Raw genomic sequence first — 18,075 nt, 5'->3', positions numbered from 1 at the left:
GCACTCGTAAAGTCTCGTAACCCGGGCCAGGATGAGAACCGTGGACGCTCGGGATGCACTGGATGAGATCGCCTTCTGGCTGGAACGGGAGCTCGCGCCGACCTTCAAGGTGCAGGCGTTCCGCAGGGCCGCCGCCACGATCGCCCCGCTGTCGAAAGAGGAGCTGGCCGAGCGTGTGGCCGACGGCAGGCTCAAGCGCACCAAGGGCATCGGCGACCGGACGTTCCAGGTCATCTCGCAGGCCGTCGCCGGGGAGGTGCCCGGGTACCTCGCCGACCTGCGCGACCGCAACGCCGAGCCGCTGGATGCGGGAGGCGCCGAGCTGCGCGCGCAGCTGAGGGGCGACCTCCACAGTCACACCGAGTGGTCGGACGGCACCACGCCGATCGAGGTCATGGCGGCGGCCGCGCGCACGCTGGGCCGCGAGTACCAGGCGATCACCGACCACTCCCCCAACCTCACGGTCGCGAACGGCCTGAGCGCCGAGCGGCTGGAGGAGCAGCTGAAGGTCATCGCCGGGCTCGACCCCGGCTCCGTCACCCTGCTCACCGGGATCGAGGTCGACATCCTCGAAGACGGGACGCTCGATCAGACGCCCACGATGCTCGACCGGCTGGACGTGGTCGTCGCGAGCGTGCACTCCAAGCTGCGGTCCGATCGCGCGACGATGACGGAGCGGATGCTCGGCGGCATCCGCGACCCGCACACCAACGTGCTCGGGCACTGCACCGGGCGGCTCGTGACCGGTTCGCGGGGCACGCGGCCTCCGTCGGAGTTCGACGCGGAGGCGGTGTTCGCCGCGTGCGCGGAGAACGGGGTCGCGGTCGAGATCAACTCGCGGCCGGAGCGGCAGGACCCGCCGGACGAGCTCATCGCGGTCGCGCTGGAGGCCGGATGCGTGTTCTCGATCGACACGGACGCCCACGCGCCCGGGCAGCTCGACTTCCTCGCATACGGGGCAGCGCGCGCGGCCGCGAACGGTGTGCCCGCGGAGCGGATCGTGACGACGTGGCCGCTGGAGCGCCTCCGCGGCTGGCTGGCGAAGACGTCGTGACGGAGAAGACACCGTGGCCGGTCACCACCGACCGGCTCGTGCTGCGCCCCGCCCGCGCGGAGGACGCCGACGCAATGTGGGAGTACCGGCGCCGCCCCGATGTCGACCGCTGGCTCAGCGACCGGCTCGCCGGCCTCGATGCGTGGCGGAGCTTCCAGACCGACCCCGAGCGCCTGGCCGCCACGCTGATCGTGGAGCGGGACGGGGAGGTGATCGGCGACCTGTATCTCGCCGTGCGCGACGGCTGGGCGCAGCGCGACGCCGCCGGCCGTCCGCACCAGGACGAGGCCGAGATCGGCTGGGTGCTCTCCCCCGATCATCAAGGGCACGGCTACGCGACGGAGGCGGTGCGCGCTCTGCTGCGCGTGTGCTTCGAGGAGCTCGGGGTCCGCCGGCTCGTCGCCAACGCCTTCGCGGACAACGAGGCCTCCTGGCGGCTCATGGAGCGGGTGGGCATGCGGCGGGAGGCCGTCACCGTCCGCGCCTCCCTGCACCGCGACCTCGGCTGGGTCGACGGCGTGACGTACGCGCTCCTCGCCGACGAGTGGGCGGCGTAGCCGCGCTCAGAGGCCCCAGGCGGAGGCGGGCGCCTTCACGATGTCGACCGGGCGGGTGCTCCAGTGCGCGCCGTTCGCGTAATGGCTGGTCGCCCACGGCGACGCCCAGATCGCGGCGGCGGTCGCGTCGGCGCTGGTGCCGGCCTGGAGTCCCGCGACGATGTCGGGGTAACCGCGCTGCAGGTTCTTGGCGCAGTACTCGGCCGCGGTGATCAGGTCGGGGTAGCTGCCGAGGCCGGCGCCTCCCCCCGAGCCGTAGCCGTTGTTGAGCGGGTTGTTGCGGTTCCACCAGTCCGGCGGGCCGTTCTCCTGGCGCATCCAGCGCAGCATGACCGTGACGTTGGCCTCGGTCTGCGGCCAGCCGCCGAACATCAGCACGAGCTTCGCCCACGACTCGTTCGTGCCGACGCGGGCGAGGGTCTGCAGCCCGTCGGTGGCCGAGATGCTGTCGCGGTTGACGGCCGGCGCGGCGATGGTCGCATCGACGGCGAGGTGCTGCTCGGGCGCGGGGACGCCCTCCTGCTGCACCTGCTCCCCCGGGGCGACGGTGGAGGCCGGCGTCGCGAGGGAGGCGGCGAGCGCGTCGTCGGTCGGCACGATGGAGAAGCCGCTCACCAGCGCGATCACCGCGAGGGCGACGCCGAGGCGGTGCTGCAGCGGCATCCGTGCGGCCCGCACCCGCTGGACCCGGCGCGGCACAGCGGCGCGGCGGCCCGCCGAGCGGCGACCGCGCGTGCGCGAGGGGAGGCTGGATGCGGACTGCATACCCGTCAGAGGGTACCAAAGGCGTGGTCGAATGGAACCGGGAGGCCACATGACCGACGCACACACCGAGCCCGGGAACACGGAGCCGGACGAAGCAGAGCACGCAAGCGTCGAGCCCGCGGACACGGAGGCCGCACCGGCGGGAGCCGTGCGCCGCTTCCGCGAGGGCCCGCACCTCCCGGCGCTCGTCGTCACCCTCATCGTCACGGTCGTCGCAGGCCTCTTCGCCGGTACGTACAGTTGGGCGATGGGCGACCCGCAGCCGCACGACATCCCGCTCGGCATGGTGTCGTCCACCTACACGCCCGCGCAGCTGGAGGCCGAGTTGGAGGCGCGCACGGGCACCACGTTCGTCGTCAGCGCGTACGACACCGAGGGCGACGCCGAGCGCGCGATCAGCGAGCAGGAGGTCTACGGCGCCGTCGTCGAGCAGGCCGACCAGACCGTGCGGCTCTACGTGTCGAGCGCCTCCGGGGCGTCGGTCGCGCGCCTCCTGCAGTCCGACGCCCTGCGGCTGGAGCAGACGCTCGGCCGGCCGATCACGGTGATCGACACGCACCCGCTCGGCCCGAAGGACCCGAACGGGCTGGTGCTGTTCTACGTGGCGCTCGCGGCCGTGATCATCGGCTTCGTCGGCGCCATTCAGACCCGGGTCAACGCGGCACGGCTGACGCTGGGCGGCGAGCTGTTCTGGGACGTGGTCCGCTCGGTGCTCGGCGGGTTCGCGATCGCGTTCACGGTGGGGCCGCTGCTCGGCGTGCTGCTCATCCCCTTCTTCCCGGTCTGGGGCGTGCTCGCCCTCACCATGCTGATCGCGGGCGCCACCTACAGCTTCTGGCGGGTGCTGCTCGGGGCGCGCTGGGCGATGCTGCCGACCTGGTTCATCTTCGTGCTGATCAGCAACCCGTCGTCGGGCGGCGCGGTCGCGCCCGAGCTGCTGCCGCCCTTCTACGAGTTCATGGGCCGCTGGCTGCCGACCGGCGCGACGGTCCGGGCGGTGCGCGACCTCACGTACTTCCCCGGCGACCTTCACGCCGAGCCGTACATCGTGCTGGCCGTGTGGCTTGTCGCGGCGCTGGGCCTGTTCGTCGCCGTGCGGCTGCTGCGGTACGGGCCGGGGGCGCCGGGCGAGGACCTCCACGAGTGGCGCGGGTGGCCGCGGTCGGCGAGGACGGAGATCCGGGGCGACACGCCGGGGGCGGTCGCGTAACGACGGAAGTCCCGGCCGATCACGGCCGGGACTTCCGGAGTTCAGACGGCGGGGAGGGGGCCGGACGTCAGGGCTGCAGGTCGTTGAGGCGCTCGAGCAGCTCGGCCAGCCGGTGGAGGTCGTGGTCGTCCCACTGCCGCAGGCTGCGGTAGAGCTTGGCCTGGTCGGCGGCGCGCACCTCGTTGACGGCCTCGATGGCGGCGGGCGTCGCCTCCAGGAAGCTCGCCCGGCGATCGGTGGGATCGGTGCGCCGCTCGATGAAGCCGAGGTCTTCGAGGACGCGGGTCTGCCGGCTGATCACGCTCTTGTCGGTGCCGAGCAGCTCGGCCAGGCCGCCGGCGTGGATCGGGCCGGTGCGGACCATCGTCGTCAGCAGCTTGTAGCCGAGCGGCTGGAGGTCCGGGTGGACCTTGGCGGCCCGGTCGCGCATCTGCGTGCTGACCTGGTTGAAGAGGAGCGCGAACTGCTCCTCGACCGCCGCGATGGCCGCGTCGGTCGCGTTGCGCTCCGCCTCTGCGACGGAGCCCGGGCGGGCGGCGACGTCGTCCGCCGCCGCCCGCTCGATGTTGTCCATGGCCGCGATCATAACGCGCCCGGTCAGCGGTCTTCCTGGGCCGCCCGCCGGCCGCCGCGCGCGCCCGGCCGGTCGGCCTGCAGCTCGCTCGCGTCGCCGCGGGAGACGACGGGGACCGACCCGGTGGCCGGCGAGCCGACCAGCGCCTCCGCGACCTCGATCACGGTCTCCTCGGCGTGCCGGAGGCCGGACTCGGCGCCCTGGCCGGCCGCCTTCTCCTCCTCGGCCTTCTGGATGGCCGTCTTGGTGCCGAGCTTGATGTTCGGCAGGAAGGCGATGGCGATGATCGAGATGATCGCCAGCGGGACCGCGATCAGGAAGATGTCGGCGACGGACTGGCCGTAGACCGACTCCACGATGGTGCGGATGCCGCCCGGCAGCTTGTTCACCTCGGGGATGGTCCCGGTCTGCAGCGACTGCAGGGCCTCCATGCCGCTCTTGCCGGCCTTGGTCGCCGCGGCGATCAGGTCGTCCTTGCGGTCGGAGAAGAGGTCCTTGACCGTCGTGCCGAGCACGCTGCCCATGACGGACACACCGATGGTGCCGCCGAGGCTGCGGAAGAACGCCACGTTGGAGCTGGCCGCGCCGAGCTGGCTGGCCGCCACCGTGTTCTGCACGATCAGGACGAGGTTCTGCATCACCATGCCGACGCCGGCGCCGAGCACGAGCATGTAGACCGACACCAGGAGGTAGTTGGTGTCGTACTCGATGGTGCTCATGAGGTACAGGCCGACCGTCAGCAGGATCGCTCCCACCACCATGAAGGCCTTGTACTTGCCGAACCGGCTGATCAGGTTGCCGACCACGGTCGACGAGATGAGCAGGCCGAAGATCATCGGCAGGGTCAGCAGGCCGGACTCCGTGGGCGTTGCGCCGCGGGCGACCTGCATGTACTGGCCGAGGAACACCGAGGTGCCGAACATGGCGACACCGACGGAGATCGACGCGATGACCGCGAGGGTGAAGGTGCGGTTCTTGAACATCCCGAGCGGGATGATCGGCTCCTTGACGACGAGCTCGGTGATCACGGTCGCGATCAGCAGCAGCACGGCGCCGCCGACCATCCACGCGGTGGTCCAGCTGGCCCACTCGAAGTCCTTGCCGGCGAGCGAGACCCAGATCAGCAGCAGCGAGACGCCTGCGGCGAGGAACACCGCGCCGAGGTAGTCGATGCGCACCTTGCGGGCGGGGCGCTTCGGCAGCTTGAGGGTGGCCTGCAGCAGGATGATCGCGATGATCGCGACCGGGACGCCGACGAAGAAGTTCCAGCGCCAGCCGATGGAGTCGGTGAGCAGACCGCCGATCAGCGGGCCGCCGACGGTGCCGACCGCCATGATGCCGCCGAAGAGGCCCATGTAGCGGCCGCGCTCACGCGGGCTGATGATGTCGGCCATGATGATCTGGCTGAGCGCGGTCAGACCGCCGGCGCCGAGGCCCTGGATGACGCGGAAGCCGATCAGCCAGTTGGTGTCGCCGGAGAAGCCGGCGAGCGCGGAGCCGACGACGAAGAGGCCGAGGGCGAGCTGGATCAGCAGCTTGCGGTTGAACAGGTCGGCGAGCTTGCCCCAGATCGGGGTGGAGACCGTGGTGGCGAGCAGGGTCGAGGTGACGACCCAGGTGTACGCGGTCTGGTCGCCGTGCAGCTCCGAGATGATCCGCGGCATCGAGGTCGACACGACCGTGCCAGCGAGGATCGAGACGAACATTCCGAGCAGCAGCCCGGAGAGGGATTCGAGGACCTGCCGGTGCGACATCGCCGGCGCTGCGGACCTCTCCTCCGTGGTGACGCTTCCTGACATGTGATTCCTTACAGAATTGGTTGACTGACAGCAAGCATATATACTTAGGTGACCGAAGTCAACTAACAAACTGCATCCACGCAAAATTTCCGAGTATGAAAACTTCTTCAGCAGTGGCCGCCGAGCCGGGCCTCCGTGAGCGCAAGAAGGCGCAGACCCGCGCCGACCTGGAGCGCGCCGCCGTCGAGCTCGCCCTCGATCACGACGACATCGACCGGGTGACCGTCGACGACATCTGCGCGCGCGTGCCCGTGTCCCATCGGACCTTCTTCAACTACTTCGACAGCAAGGAGGACGCCCTCTTCGGCATCCGCCGCGCCTGGGGCGACCCCCAGCTCGTCGCCCGCACGCTCGCCGCCTCCCACGGCGGCGACGTGGTCGAGAGCGTCATCCGCACGCTGTTCGTCGCACTGCCGAGCGAGACGCAGGACCTGGAGCTGCGGGAGGCGCGCCTCCTGCTCGCCTCCCGGCGCCCGGGGCTCGTCAACCGCAACCTCCACCGCCTCGGTGATCTGCGCGAGGGGCTCGTGGAGGCCGTCGCCCAGCTCATCGAGCGTGAGACCCCTATCGCCGTCGACGCGGAGGTCGACGCGAGCGCGCGGGCCGAGCTGATCGTGGTCGCCTGCATCGGGGCGGTGCGCATCGCGGTCCGCGAGTGGGCGGACGAGGGGGCCGTCGGGGCGCCGGAGGACGTGGCCGACCGCGCGGTCGCCATCGCGCGGACGCTCGGCTCCTACCTCTGAGGGGCGCCGCCCAGCACGACGGACACGAGCCGCTCCGCCGCAGCCTCGTCCGTCTCGGTGCGGGCGAGCGCCCGCAGCACGACGGCGCCGACGAGCACGTCGCCGAAGTCCTCGATGGCGACGCCCGGCGGGAGCTGGCCGGCCTCCACCCCCGTGCGCAGCCGGGCGGCGAGCTCGGAGGTCGCGCCGAGGCTGTCTCGGATGCGGCGTCCGACGTCCGCGTTCTCCGCGGCCGCGGCGGCCAGCGAGCGCACCAGGTCGTCGCCTCCCGGGCGCTGCAGCAGCCCGAACACGTCGCGCAGCCAGGTGGTGAGGTCGGCGCGGAGGTCACCGGTGTCGGGCGGGAGCAGCGGCTCGGGCAGCAGCAGCCCCTCCAGCAGCGCGTCGGCGACCAGCTCCCCCTTGGAGTGCCACCAGCGGTAGATGGTCTGCTTGCCGACCCCGGCCTCCGCCGCCACCCCCTCGATCGTCAGGTGGTCGTAGCCGCGGGAGCCGAAGATCCGTGCGGTCGCCTGGAGGATCGCGACGCGCGCCGTCTCGCTGCGAACGCGTCCGCTCCGGCCCGTCATGCTCACATCTTACGTTCACCTTTCGAAACGAGACGGTGCGTATCATCGAAGGCGCGCCGGGCCGCCGGACGCGGAAGGGACTGTGATGGCCGAGCTGCTGTACCGCATCGGGAAGGGCGCCGCGAAGCGCGCCTGGCTCGTGATCGGCGCCTGGATCGTGATCCTCGGGGTCGCGCTCGGCGGATTCCTGATCGGGTTCAAGGGGCTGTCCTCGAGCTTCGACATCCCGGGCACGGCCTCCGGGGCGGTCACCGACGAGCTGGCGAAGAAGCTCCCCGACTTCAGCGGCGCCTCCGGGACCGTGGTGTTCCGGACCGCGAACGGCGAGCCCTTCACGCAGGAGCAGAAGGACGCGATCGGCGACGTCATCGACGGCACCGACGGCCTCTCCGACGTCTCCGGTGCGGTGAACCCGTTCACGACCGAGCAGCAGCGCGCCGACCAGGCGAAGCAGCTGAGCGACGGGAAGGCGCAGCTGGAGGCCGGGCGGGCGCAGCTCGACGCCGGCCAGGCCCAGCTCGACGCGGGCACCCAGCAGCTCGCGGCGGCGCAGCAGCAGCTCGACGCCGGCCGGCAGCAGGCGACCGCGGCCGGCCTCCCGACCGCTCAGCTCGACGCCCAGCAGGCGCAGCTCGACGCGCAGAAGGCGCAGCTCGCGGCCCAGCAGAAGACCGTCGACGACGGCCGCGCCCAGCTCGACGCGAACGCCGAGAAGCTCGACCGCGGCGAGAAGCTGCTCAGCCTCTCGAAGGGCATCCGGCTCGTCTCGGAGGACGGCTCGACCGCCCTCGCCAGCATCTCGTTCGACAAGACCCGGCTCGAGCTGCCCGAGGAGTCGAAGCAGGCGGTCATCGACCACGTCGAGGAGAACCCGATCGACGGGGTGCGGGCCGACTTCTCGACCGAGCTCGCGCAGGGCGTGCCGCAGATCCTCGGCGTCGGGGAGGCGGTCGGCGTGGTCATCGCCGCCGTGGTGCTCCTCGTCATGCTCGGCTCGGTGATCGCGGCGGTGCTGCCGCTCGTCACCGCCATCCTGGGCGTCGCCATCTCGGCGGTCGCGACGCTCGCCTTCTCGGGCGTCGTGCAGATGGCCTCCGTCACCCCGGTCCTCGGCGTCATGCTCGGCCTGGCGGTGGGCATCGACTACGCGCTGTTCATCATCAACCGGCACCGCAAGCAGCTGCTGCACGGTGCCGACGTGCGCGAGTCCATCGGGCTCGCGACCGGCACCGCCGGCAACGCGGTCGTGTTCGCCGGTGCGACCGTGGTCATCGCGCTGGCGGCGCTGAACGTCACCGGCATCCCGTTCCTCGGGCTCATGGGCACGGCCGGCGCGATCGCCGTCGCGGTCTCCGTGCTCATCGCCGTCACACTGACGCCGGCGCTGCTCGGTCTCGTCGGGCCGCGCATCCTGACCCGCCGCGCCCGGGCACGTGCGGCGAAGCGCGAGGAGGCGCAGCAGAGCCGCGCCGCGCGGAAGCCCGTGAAGCCGATGTCGACCTGGCGCGCGATCGTCACCTCCATCGCCGCGATCGCCGCGCTCGTCGTGATCGCGCTGCCGACCCTGTCGATGCGCGTCGGGCTGCCCGACGGCGCCTCCGAGCCGGCCGACTCCACGACCTACCGCGCCTATCACGCGATCGAGGACTCCTTCGGCGCCGGCTCGAACGGCACCCTCCTCGTCTCGGCCACCCTGCCCGCCGGGCTGGACGATGACCAGGTGCAGCAGCGCCAGGTCGACATCGCCTCCACGGTCGCCGACCAGGCCGACGTCGTCGCGGTCGCGCCGATCGCCGTCTCGGACGACAACCGGCTCGCGGCGTTCCAGGTGATCCCGAAGGAGGGGCCGAGCAGCGCCTCCACCGAGGACCTGGTGCGCGACCTGCGCGCGCTCCCGCAGATCGACGAGGGCATCACGCTCGGCGTCGCCGGTCAGGCGGCGAGCAACATCGACATCTCCGAGAAGATCGTCGGCATCCTTCCGCTCTACCTCGCGGTGGTGGTCGGGCTCTCGCTGATCATCATGATCGTGGTGTTCCGGTCGTTCGTCGTGCCGCTGATCGCGACCGGAGGCTTCGTGCTGTCGCTGTTCGCGACCTATGGCGCGCTCGTGGCGGTGTTCCAGTGGGGCTGGCTGGGCTGGCTGTTCGGCATCCACACGACGGGGCCGATCCTGAGCTTCCTGCCGGTGATCCTGGTCGGCATCCTGTTCGGTCTGGCGATGGACTACCAGCTGTTCCTCTCCACCGGGATGCGCGAGGCGTACGTGCACGGCTCGCCGGCGCGGCTCGCGGTGATGCAGGGCTTCCGCGCCGGGCGCTCGGTCGTGATCGCGGCGGGAATCATCATGGTGTCGGTGTTCGGCGGCTTCATCTTCTCGGAGTCGAACATCATCCGCGGCTTCGGCTTCGGCCTGGCCCTCGGCGTGCTGCTCGACGCCTTCGTCGTGCGACTGCTGCTGATGCCCGCGCTGATGCACCTGGTCGGCCGGGGCGCCTGGTGGCTGCCGCGCTGGCTCGACCGCATCCTCCCGAACGTGGATGTGGAGGGCGCGGCCCTGGAGCGTCAGCACCACCTCGACGGGACGCCGGTCGAGACCGCGGCCCCCGCTCCCGCCTCCGCCTCCGCCTCGCGCTGACGCTGACGCTGACCATCGAGGGTGTGTTGCCGCTGGGTCGGCGGCGGCAGCACAATGGCCGGCATGAACGCGGCTCGCGCGATCCGCACACCCGATCAGCGGTTGCGCATCTTCGTCAGCTCGACCCTCAAGGAGCTCGCCCCCGAACGCCGGGCGGCGCGCGCCGCGATCGAGCGCCTGCACCTCGCGCCCGTGATGTTCGAGCTGGGCGCGCGGCCGCACCCGCCGCGGGAGCTCTACCGCGCGTATCTGGAGCAGAGCGACGTCTTCGTCGGGCTGTACTGGGAGCGCTATGGCTGGGTCGCACCCGACGAGACGGTGTCGGGGCTGGAGGACGAGTACGACCTGTGCCCGCCGGACCTCCCGCGCCTCCTGTACATCAAGGACCCTGCCCCGAACCGGGAGCCGCGGCTGCGCACGCTGCTCGACCGCATCCGCGACGACGACCGGGCGTCGTTCAAGTACTTCGAGACGGCGCGGGAGCTGGGGGCGCTGCTGGAGGCGGATCTCGCCACCCTCCTCGCCGAGCGGTTCGACCTCGCGCGGCTGAGCACCGCACCCGCCGTCGACTCGCCGCCGGAACGCCGGGCCGAGCCGGAGCAGGCGGGTGCGCCCTCCCTCCCCGCTCCCCTGCCCCGGCCGCTGACCGATCTGGTCGGCCGCGACCGCGAGCTCGGGAGGCTGCAGCGGCTGATCGAGGACGGCGCCCGGCTGGTCACGGTCACCGGCCCGGGCGGCATCGGCAAGAGCCGGCTCGCCATCGCAACTGGAACGGCGCTGGCCGACCGGTTCCCGGACGGGGTCGCCTTCGTCGCGCTCTCGGGCGTGCACGACCCGGCCGCGGTGCCCGCCACGATCGCGCAGGCGGTCGGCGTGCGCGACACCGGCGAGGCGCCGATCGCGGTCAAGCTGGTGGCCGCGCTGCGCGACCGGCGCATGCTGCTCGTGCTCGACAACTTCGAGCAGGTGCTGGAGGGGGCTCCCGAACTCGTCGGACTGCTCGCGGAGGCGCCGGGGGTCTCGGTCATCGTGACCAGCCGCTCGCTGCTGCGGGTCGGCGGCGAGCGGAGCTTCGAGCTGGGGCCGCTTCCCGTCGAGCAGGCGGTCGCGCTGTTCGTCGAGCGCGCACATGCGGTGAAGCCGGACTTCGAGATCACCCCCGACAACGCGGCCGCGGTGGACAGGATCGTGGCGGCCCTCGACGGCGTGCCGCTCGCGCTGGAGCTCGCCGCGGCGCGCATGCGGGTGCTCACGGCGACGGAGCTGTCGGAGCGGCTCGACCGCCGGCTGCCGCTGCTGGTGGGAGGCTCGCGCGACCTCCCGCAGCGCCAGCAGACCCTGCGCAGCACGATCGAATGGAGCACGCAGCTGCTCGCCGAGCCCGAGCGGCGGCTGCTCGCGTGCCTCGGCGTGTTCGAGGGCGGCTTCACCCTCGACGCCGCGGAGCACGTGGTGACCGGGAGGATCGAGCCCGGCGGCCCTCCCCCTCCCGACACCCTCAGCGGCCTCGACGCGCTCGTCGACGGCAGCCTGCTGAGCCAGCGGGCGACCAGCGACCGGCCGCGGTTCCGGATGCTCGCGACCGTGCGCGAGTACGCGCTCGAGAAGCTGGCGGAGGAGGGCGGCCTCGATCGCGCCCGCGACCTCCACGCCGACTACTATCTCGACCTCGCAGCGCGGGCGGCGCTGGAGCTGGAGGGTCCGCGTCAGGCCGAGTGGGTCCGGCGGCTCGCCGAGGACGACGGCAACCTGCGGGCGGCCGAGCGGAGGCTGCTGGAGCGCCGCGACGGCGCGGCGATCGCCCGGCTGGCCTGGTCGCTCTACCTGTACCGCTGGATCGCCGGCCGTCTGGGCGAGGTGAAGGCGCTGATGGAGGAGCTGCTCGCGACCGCGGAGGCGGGAACCGACGGCGACGGACTGGACGATCTGACCAGGGCGACCGCCCTCTACTTCACGCACGCCATCGGCTTCTGGCAGGACCCGGACGGCTCGGTCGCCGCCGGGCTCGCCGAGAGCGCCCAGCTGTTCCATGAGGCCCGCGAGGCGCGCGGCGAGGCGCTGGCGCTGATCTCGCTGGCGCTTGCGCTGCTCGCGGCGCCGCAACCGGACATCCCGGCCGCCGATGCGGCGATGGAGACCAGCCGAGGGCTCTTCCACCACGCCGCCGACGGCTGGGGCGAGGCGATGGCGATGGTGGTCCTCGGCCGCGTCGCCCTGCTCCGGCAGCAGGTGCCGGAGGCGCTGCGGGAGTTCGAGGGCTCGCTCACGCTGGCCCGACAGCACGGCGACGAGCTCGGCGTGAGCATCGCGCAGCACCACCGCGGGTGGGCGCGGCTCCTGCTCGGCGACCCGCAGGGCGCGGCGGCCGACTTCGCGGAATGCCTGGAGCTGTCGCAGCGGCTCGGCCACACGGACGGCATCGCATATGCCCTGGAGGGCATGGTCGCCGTCGCGGCCGTGACGGGCGACGCCGCCAGGGCCGGACGGCTGCTCGGCGCTACACGGGCGCTGCGCGATCGGACCGGGCTGCACAACGCGGCGGCGTTCTCGTTCCACCAGTTCTACGTCGACCGGCTCGCGGAGACGGGAGCGGCGGCGGCGCTGACCGAGGCGGCCGAGGAGGGGCGGCAAATGAGCGTGGCGGAGGCGGTGGAAGTGGCGCAGGGCGTCGCACTCCAGGTCGCCGGGGCGAGTGCGGCGGCTCCCGGGAGCGCGCCGTGACGCGCAGCGAGGGCCGCGCCGACGCCGGGACCGCGCCTGCTCCGGCCGGGGCCGACCGCATCCTGCTGTACACGCGGATCGTCGGCGTGGTGATCGTGCCGTTCCTCGTCGCGGCGGTCGTCATCCTGTACCCGTTCGCCGATCGCACGGACGAACTGTTCGCCTGGACGATCCTCCCGCCGCTCACCGCCATGCTGCTCGGCAGCGCCTACGCGGGCGGAATCTGGTTCTTCGTGCAGGTGGTGCGGTCGGGGCAGTGGCACACCGTGCGGTACGGGTTCCCCGCGGTGCTGCTTTTCTCGGTGCTGCTAGCGGTGGCGACCTTCCTGCACTGGGACAAATTCCATCCCGGGCATATCTCGTTCATCGTCTGGGTGACGCTCTACGTGACGACGCCGTTCCTCGTGCTCGCCGCGATGATCGTCAACCGCCGGGAGGACGCGGGCGCGCCCGCGACGCCGGAGGCCTCGCTGCCCGTATGGGTGCGGGCCGTCCTCGCCGTGATCGGTATCGCGGCCCTGCTCTGCGGGCTCTGCCTGTTCGTCGCGCCGTCCCTCGGCATCGACCTGTGGGCGTGGAAGCTCACCCCCCTGACGGCCCGCGTGCTCGGGGCGGTCCTCACCCTGCCCGGCATGGTCAACGTGTGGATGCTCGGCGACGCCCGGTGGTCGGCCTTCCGCCGCATCGTGCAGGCCGAGCTCGTGAGCCTCGTCCTCATCGTCGCCGCTTTGCTGCTGCGCGGTGGGGAGCTGCTGTGGAGCCGACCGTCGGCGCCGCTGCTCGTCGCCGGGATGGTGTGCTCGCTGGCGGTGTTCGCGGCGGTGTACGCGTGGGGGGAGGTGCGGCTGAATCGCCGCGTCAGCGCGTCGGGTCGGGCACGGTCTCCTGCAGGGCGCGGATGAGGGACTGCGCGTCGTAGGGGCCGACGTGGCGGCGGCCGTTGATGTAGAAGGTCGGAACGGCCGTGATGTCCATCGCCTCCGCGTCGAGCATGTCGTCGCGCACGCGGGCCGCCACCTCGGGCGAGCTGAGGTCGCGCTCGAAGCGGTCGAGGTCGAGGCCGAGCTCCTCGGCGCGGCGGAGGATGTCGGACGGGAGCTGGTTCTCCTGGTCGGCGAACAGGCTGCGCTCGAACTCGAAGAACTTGCCCTGCTTCGCCGCGGCCTCCGACGCCTCCGCCGCGGCCAGCGCGTTCGGGTGGTACCTGGTCAGCGGGGCGTGCCGCCAGACGTAGCGGAGGCTGTCGCCGAGCTCGCGGCTCACCTCCTGCACCGAGCCGGTCGCCTTCAGGCAGAAGCCGCACTGGAAGTCGCCGTACTCGACGATGGTCATCGGGGCGTTCGGGTCGCCGAACAGATGGTCGCGCGCGGGGTCGACCGGGCGCACGAGGGTCAAGCCGGCCTCCTCGCGCGGGCGCACCGCGTCGGAGATGCGGAAGATCAGGGTGGCGATGCCGAGCGCGACCACCGTGGCGGCCAGCACGCCGACGCGGGCCTCGTTCTGCGCGGTCTCGTCCGTGATCGCGAGGTCGACGATGAAGAGGGAGATGGTGAAGCCGATGCCGCACAGCGCGGCTCCCCCGGCCAGCCGGTCCACCGTGAGGCCGGGCCCGAACTCGCCGACGCGGAAGGCGCGGAGCAGCGCCGTCGAGCCGAAGACGCCCGCGAACTTGCCGACCACCAGGCCGGCGAGCACGCCCCAGGCGAGCGGCGAGACGATCGCACCGGCGAGGATCTCCCCGTCGAGCCGGACGCCCGCGTTGGCGAGGGCGAACAGGGGCAGCACTACGTAGGCGACGTACGGCGACCAGGCCGACTGCAGGCGCTCGTTGATGGAGATGGACTCGCGGAGGCTGTTCGCGGCCGCCCGCGCGTACTCGGTGTTCGGCGACTGCCGGAAGGTGCGAGCGAGGTCGAGGGCGTGCTCCACATCGCGGCGGTTGGGCCGATAGACGGGGATCAGCAACGCCATGGCGACGCCGGCGAGCGTGGGGTGGACGCCCGATGCCAGGAAGCACAGCCACACCACGATCGCAAGGGTGGCGTACACCGGGCCACGGCCTCCCCGCAGGTACCGGGTGAAGTACACCGCGACCAGGCCCACGGCCGCGACGACCAGCGGCCACGGGTTGAAGTGGTCGGTGTAGACGAGCGCGATGATGCTGAGCGCCCCGATGTCGTCGACCACGGCGAGCGCGAGCAGGAAGATGCGCAGCCGGCCGGTCGCGTGCGGCCCGATCAGGGCGAGCGCGCCCACGAGGAAGGCGGTGTCGGTGGAGATGACCACGCCCCAGGCGTGCTCGTATCCGGTGCCCATGACGAAGAGGAGGAAGACGAGGGCAGGGACGGCGAGGCCGAACAGCGCGGCCACCACCGGGACGACGGCCCGGGACCAGCTCGTCAGCTCGCCGATCGCGAACTCGCGCCGCACCTCCAGCCCGACGGTGAAGAAGAAGATGGCCATCAGCGCGTCGTTGACCAGCGAGTGCAGGGTGAAGTCGAGGTGCAGGTCGCCGAGGCCGACGGTGAGGTGCGTCTCCCAGAACGCCTCGTAGCCGGTGAACGAGATGTTCGCCCACACGATCGCGATCAGGGTCGCGAGCACGAGCAGCATGGCGCCGAGCCGGCTGCGGCCGACGGCGAGGAAGCGGTCCTTGAGCGAGGGGCGGCGCTGCGTGGAGCGGCCGCTCTGCTCGGGGTCGGGAGACCGCTGGATGAGGGTGAGCTGGGTCACGGGATCCTCCGGGTGGGGTGTGCTCCTATCTCAGCGCTTTTGCCGCCGGAGCGCCACCGTCGGCGTCGATCGCGGGCCCGACGCCGGATCCGTGCGCCGAAGTCAAGACTCACGCCGGAAACAATCGACGGGTAGCGTTCAGCCACCGGACTCCTGCATCACACCCGGTATCCCGACTGTTCACCAGAGACTCAGCACCAGGAGGCCCCTCCATGCGTTCGAGACACCCCGACCGGCGCAGCGGCCGGCGCGCCGCAGCCGTCGTCGCCACCGCCGCCATCGTCGCGGCCGTGCAGCTGCCGCTGGCCGCGCCGGCGACCGCCGCCCCCGCGCCCGGCGCGCCGACCATCGGCGACTCGCTGTTCACCGGCATCGGCAACGGCGGCTACGACGTGAAGCACTACGACGTCGCGATCACCTACAACGACGACAAGACGATCACCGCCACGACCACCATCACAGCGACCGCCACCCAGGAGCTGTCGGCGTTCTCGCTCGACCTGGAGGGGCTGACCGTCGACTCCGTGCTCGTCAACGGCACGCCCGCCGCCGCCTTCTCGCGCAGCAGCGACCCGGCGACGTCGTCGTACAAGCTGAACGTCACCCCCGCAGCCGCCGTCACCGGCGACTTCACGGTGGTGGTCGCGTACTCCGGCGCGCCGGTCACCCACACCGACCCCGACGGCTCGAGCGAGGGCTGGGTGCTGACCAGCGACGGCTTCACCGCCCTCGGCCAGCCCGTCGGCAACATGACCTGGCTGCCGAGCAACAACACGCCGGCCGACAAGGCGACCTTCGACATCACAATCACCGCGCCGAACACGGTCGGCGGAGCGGCGGCCGCCGCTGTGAGCAACGGCCAGCTGGTCACGGCGACCCCGGTCGGAGACGGCAGCCGCACGACCTGGCACTGGCAGCAGAACAAGCCGATGGCGACCGAGCTCGCGATGATCTCGTACGGCAAGTACCTCACCTACGAGTCGGACATCGCGCTGTCGAGCGGCCGCACCATCCACGAGTGGACGTTCGTCGACCCGGCCGTCACCACGACGAACCAGGCGACGATCCAGACCCGGCGTGCGGCGCTCCCCGAGATCCTGAACGACCTGGAGAAGAAGTACGGCGCGTACCCGGGCGACAGCACCGGCTTCGTCGTCGACATCACCTCCCTCGGCTACGCCCTGGAGACGCAGGACCGGCCGTACTTCGAGCGCTCGGTGTCGTTGTCCACGTTCGTCCACGAGCTGGCGCACCAGTGGTTCGGCGACTCGGTGAGCCCGAACGACTGGAACAGCATCTGGCTGAACGAGGGCCCGGCGACCTTCATCCCGACGCAGTACGCGTACGAGCACGAGACGTCGCCCAACTCGACCGCGACGACGTACTTCAACCTGTGGAACTCGACCGCGGCCTCCAACGCACGGTGGACCATCCCGCCGGCGGCGATGACCGACCCGGCCGACCTCTTCGACTGGCAGGTCTACAGCCGCGGCGCGATGACGCTGGAGGCGCTGCGCCAGGCGATCACGCCGACCGTCTTCGCCGACGTGATGAAGACGTGGGCCACCCGCTACGCCGGCCAGAGCAAGGGCACTACGGACTTCATCGCGCTCGCGGAGGAGCTCTCGGGCAAGGACCTGACGGCGTTCTTCCAGGACTGGGTCTACGACGCGGACAAGCCGGCCTGGCCGATGACCTCGACGCTGAGCCTCGCCTCCACCCCGGCGTCGGGTGAGGTGAAGCCGGGCGACACCGTTTCGTACACGCTGTCGACGACCAACACCGGGCAGATCCCGCTCACGGGCACGACGGTCTCGGTCGACCTCGCCGCTGTGCTCGACGACGCCGCGCTGGAGACCATCCCGGCCGACGCGAGCGTCAGCGGCTCGACGCTCACCTGGGCTGTGCCCTCGGCCGCGCTCGGCGAGACGGTGACGACCACGTTCACCGTCACGGTGAAGGCGACATCGTCCGGCGGGACGCTCACCGCGACCGCCGCCGGCGACGGGCTCGGCGTCAGCTGCGCCTCCTGCTCCTCCACGCTGACCACGCCGGTCATCCCGCCGGCGCCGATCACGGAGGCGGATCTCACCGACGCCACCCGCAACGGCGTCACCGTGTCGCCGGAGAAGGTCGTGCCGGGCGCGAAGGTCACGGTGACCTTCCCCGACGCGTCGCACGACGGCGAGCAGATCTCGGCGGTGCTGTTCTCGGCGCCGCGGACGATCGCGACGGCGACCGTGGCGGGCAGCCAGGTGGTCGTGACCATCCCGGCGGACACCGCCCTCGGCGCGCACAAGCTCGCGCTGACCGACGCGACCGGGGCTCTGCTCGGCTGGGACGACGTGACGGTCGCCGCGGCGCCGGGTGGCGGCGCGGGCGGCGGTGGCACGGGCGGCGGTGGCACGGGCGGCGGCGACAGTGGGACCGGCGGCAGTACCGGCTCGGACTCCGGCGGCGGCAGCGGGACGGCGGGAGGCTCGACCGGCTCGGGCGCGTCCGTCGCGGCGGGCGACGCCCTGGCGAGCACCGGCTCGTCGGTCGCCGGACCGGCCATCGCGGCGGGTGTGCTGACCGTGCTGCTCGGCGCGGGTGCGCTCGTGCTGTCCGCCGTTCGGCGTCGGCGCTCGGAGGCGTAGCCTCCACTCGCACCGGGAAGGCCCTCACGCTCGCGCGTGGGGGCCTTCCTCGCGTTCGGCCCGGTCGAATCGT

General features: G+C 71.9%; 13 protein-coding genes. 8 read left to right on the top strand and 5 right to left on the bottom strand.

Annotated elements, in window-relative coordinates; genetic code table 11:
• The first annotated feature begins 40 nt into the window (after window positions 1–40).
• Entirely contained in the window at window positions 41–1,054 is a 1,014-nt protein-coding gene (locus tag P5G50_RS05625; protein WP_301210354.1) for a PHP domain-containing protein, read from the top strand.
• On the top strand, window positions 1,051–1,611 hold the full coding sequence (locus P5G50_RS05620) for a GNAT family N-acetyltransferase (RefSeq protein WP_301210353.1): 561 nt from the start codon (window positions 1,051–1,053) through the stop codon (window positions 1,609–1,611). Before P5G50_RS05625 ends, P5G50_RS05620 begins: the two co-directional genes overlap by 4 nt.
• A gap of 6 nt (window positions 1,612–1,617) precedes the next feature.
• On the opposite strand, the gene P5G50_RS05615 is transcribed toward P5G50_RS05620, so the two are convergent.
• The gene (locus tag P5G50_RS05615) at window positions 1,618–2,376 is read right to left on the bottom strand and encodes a hypothetical protein (RefSeq protein WP_301210352.1); all 759 of its coding nucleotides are present in this window, start codon (window positions 2,374–2,376) and stop codon (window positions 1,618–1,620) included.
• A gap of 49 nt (window positions 2,377–2,425) precedes the next feature.
• Here P5G50_RS05615 and P5G50_RS05610 point away from each other — a divergent pair, with 49 nt between their 5' ends.
• Complete coding sequence (locus tag P5G50_RS05610; protein WP_301210351.1) at window positions 2,426–3,586, top strand: ABC transporter permease; 1,161 nt, start codon at window positions 2,426–2,428, stop codon at window positions 3,584–3,586.
• 67 nt (window positions 3,587–3,653) lie between these two features.
• On the opposite strand, the gene P5G50_RS05605 is transcribed toward P5G50_RS05610, so the two are convergent.
• Together P5G50_RS05605 and P5G50_RS05600 are read right to left on the bottom strand one after the other, a co-directional pair.
• Window positions 3,654–4,160 (bottom strand): MarR family winged helix-turn-helix transcriptional regulator, encoded by a 507-nt coding sequence (locus P5G50_RS05605; protein WP_301210350.1) that lies wholly within the window; start codon window positions 4,158–4,160, stop codon window positions 3,654–3,656.
• A gap of 23 nt (window positions 4,161–4,183) precedes the next feature.
• The gene (locus P5G50_RS05600; RefSeq protein ID WP_301210644.1) at window positions 4,184–5,914 is read right to left on the bottom strand and encodes an MDR family MFS transporter; all 1,731 of its coding nucleotides are present in this window, start codon (window positions 5,912–5,914) and stop codon (window positions 4,184–4,186) included.
• A gap of 140 nt (window positions 5,915–6,054) precedes the next feature.
• Between P5G50_RS05600 and P5G50_RS05595 the strand changes: the two genes are divergently transcribed.
• Window positions 6,055–6,702 carry a TetR/AcrR family transcriptional regulator gene (locus P5G50_RS05595; RefSeq protein ID WP_301210349.1) on the top strand — a complete coding sequence of 216 codons (648 nt, stop codon included), beginning with the start codon at window positions 6,055–6,057 and terminating at the stop codon, window positions 6,700–6,702.
• On the opposite strand, the gene P5G50_RS05590 is transcribed toward P5G50_RS05595, so the two are convergent.
• A complete protein-coding gene (locus P5G50_RS05590; RefSeq protein ID WP_301210348.1) occupies window positions 6,693–7,271 on the bottom strand; it encodes a TetR/AcrR family transcriptional regulator in 579 nt (192 codons plus the stop codon). The genes P5G50_RS05595 and P5G50_RS05590 overlap by 10 nt on opposite strands.
• A gap of 85 nt (window positions 7,272–7,356) precedes the next feature.
• Between P5G50_RS05590 and P5G50_RS05585 the strand changes: the two genes are divergently transcribed.
• From P5G50_RS05585 to P5G50_RS05575, 3 genes are all read left to right on the top strand, one after another.
• A complete protein-coding gene (locus P5G50_RS05585) occupies window positions 7,357–9,909 on the top strand; it encodes an MMPL family transporter (RefSeq protein WP_301210346.1) in 2,553 nt (850 codons plus the stop codon).
• Between the two features lie 63 nt (window positions 9,910–9,972).
• On the top strand, window positions 9,973–12,630 hold the full coding sequence (locus P5G50_RS05580) for an ATP-binding protein (RefSeq protein WP_301210345.1): 2,658 nt from the start codon (window positions 9,973–9,975) through the stop codon (window positions 12,628–12,630).
• Entirely contained in the window at window positions 12,627–13,532 is a 906-nt protein-coding gene (locus P5G50_RS05575; protein ID WP_301210344.1) for a hypothetical protein, read from the top strand. The genes P5G50_RS05580 and P5G50_RS05575 overlap by 4 nt, the downstream gene beginning before the upstream one ends.
• Here P5G50_RS05575 and nhaA read toward each other — a convergent pair.
• Entirely contained in the window at window positions 13,489–15,363 is a 1,875-nt protein-coding gene (nhaA, locus tag P5G50_RS05570; RefSeq protein ID WP_301210342.1) for a Na+/H+ antiporter NhaA, read from the bottom strand. The genes P5G50_RS05575 and nhaA overlap by 44 nt on opposite strands.
• A gap of 212 nt (window positions 15,364–15,575) precedes the next feature.
• Between nhaA and P5G50_RS05565 the strand changes: the two genes are divergently transcribed.
• Entirely contained in the window at window positions 15,576–18,002 is a 2,427-nt protein-coding gene (locus P5G50_RS05565) for a M1 family metallopeptidase (RefSeq protein ID WP_301210340.1), read from the top strand.
• Window positions 18,003–18,075: the final 73 nt, after the last annotated feature.

This window comes from Leifsonia williamsii (assembly GCF_030433685.1).
Taxonomy (GTDB): domain Bacteria; phylum Actinomycetota; class Actinomycetes; order Actinomycetales; family Microbacteriaceae; genus Leifsonia; species Leifsonia williamsii.
Note: the sequence above shows the minus strand (reverse complement) of the source record. Positions and strands in the feature narration are given on the sequence as shown.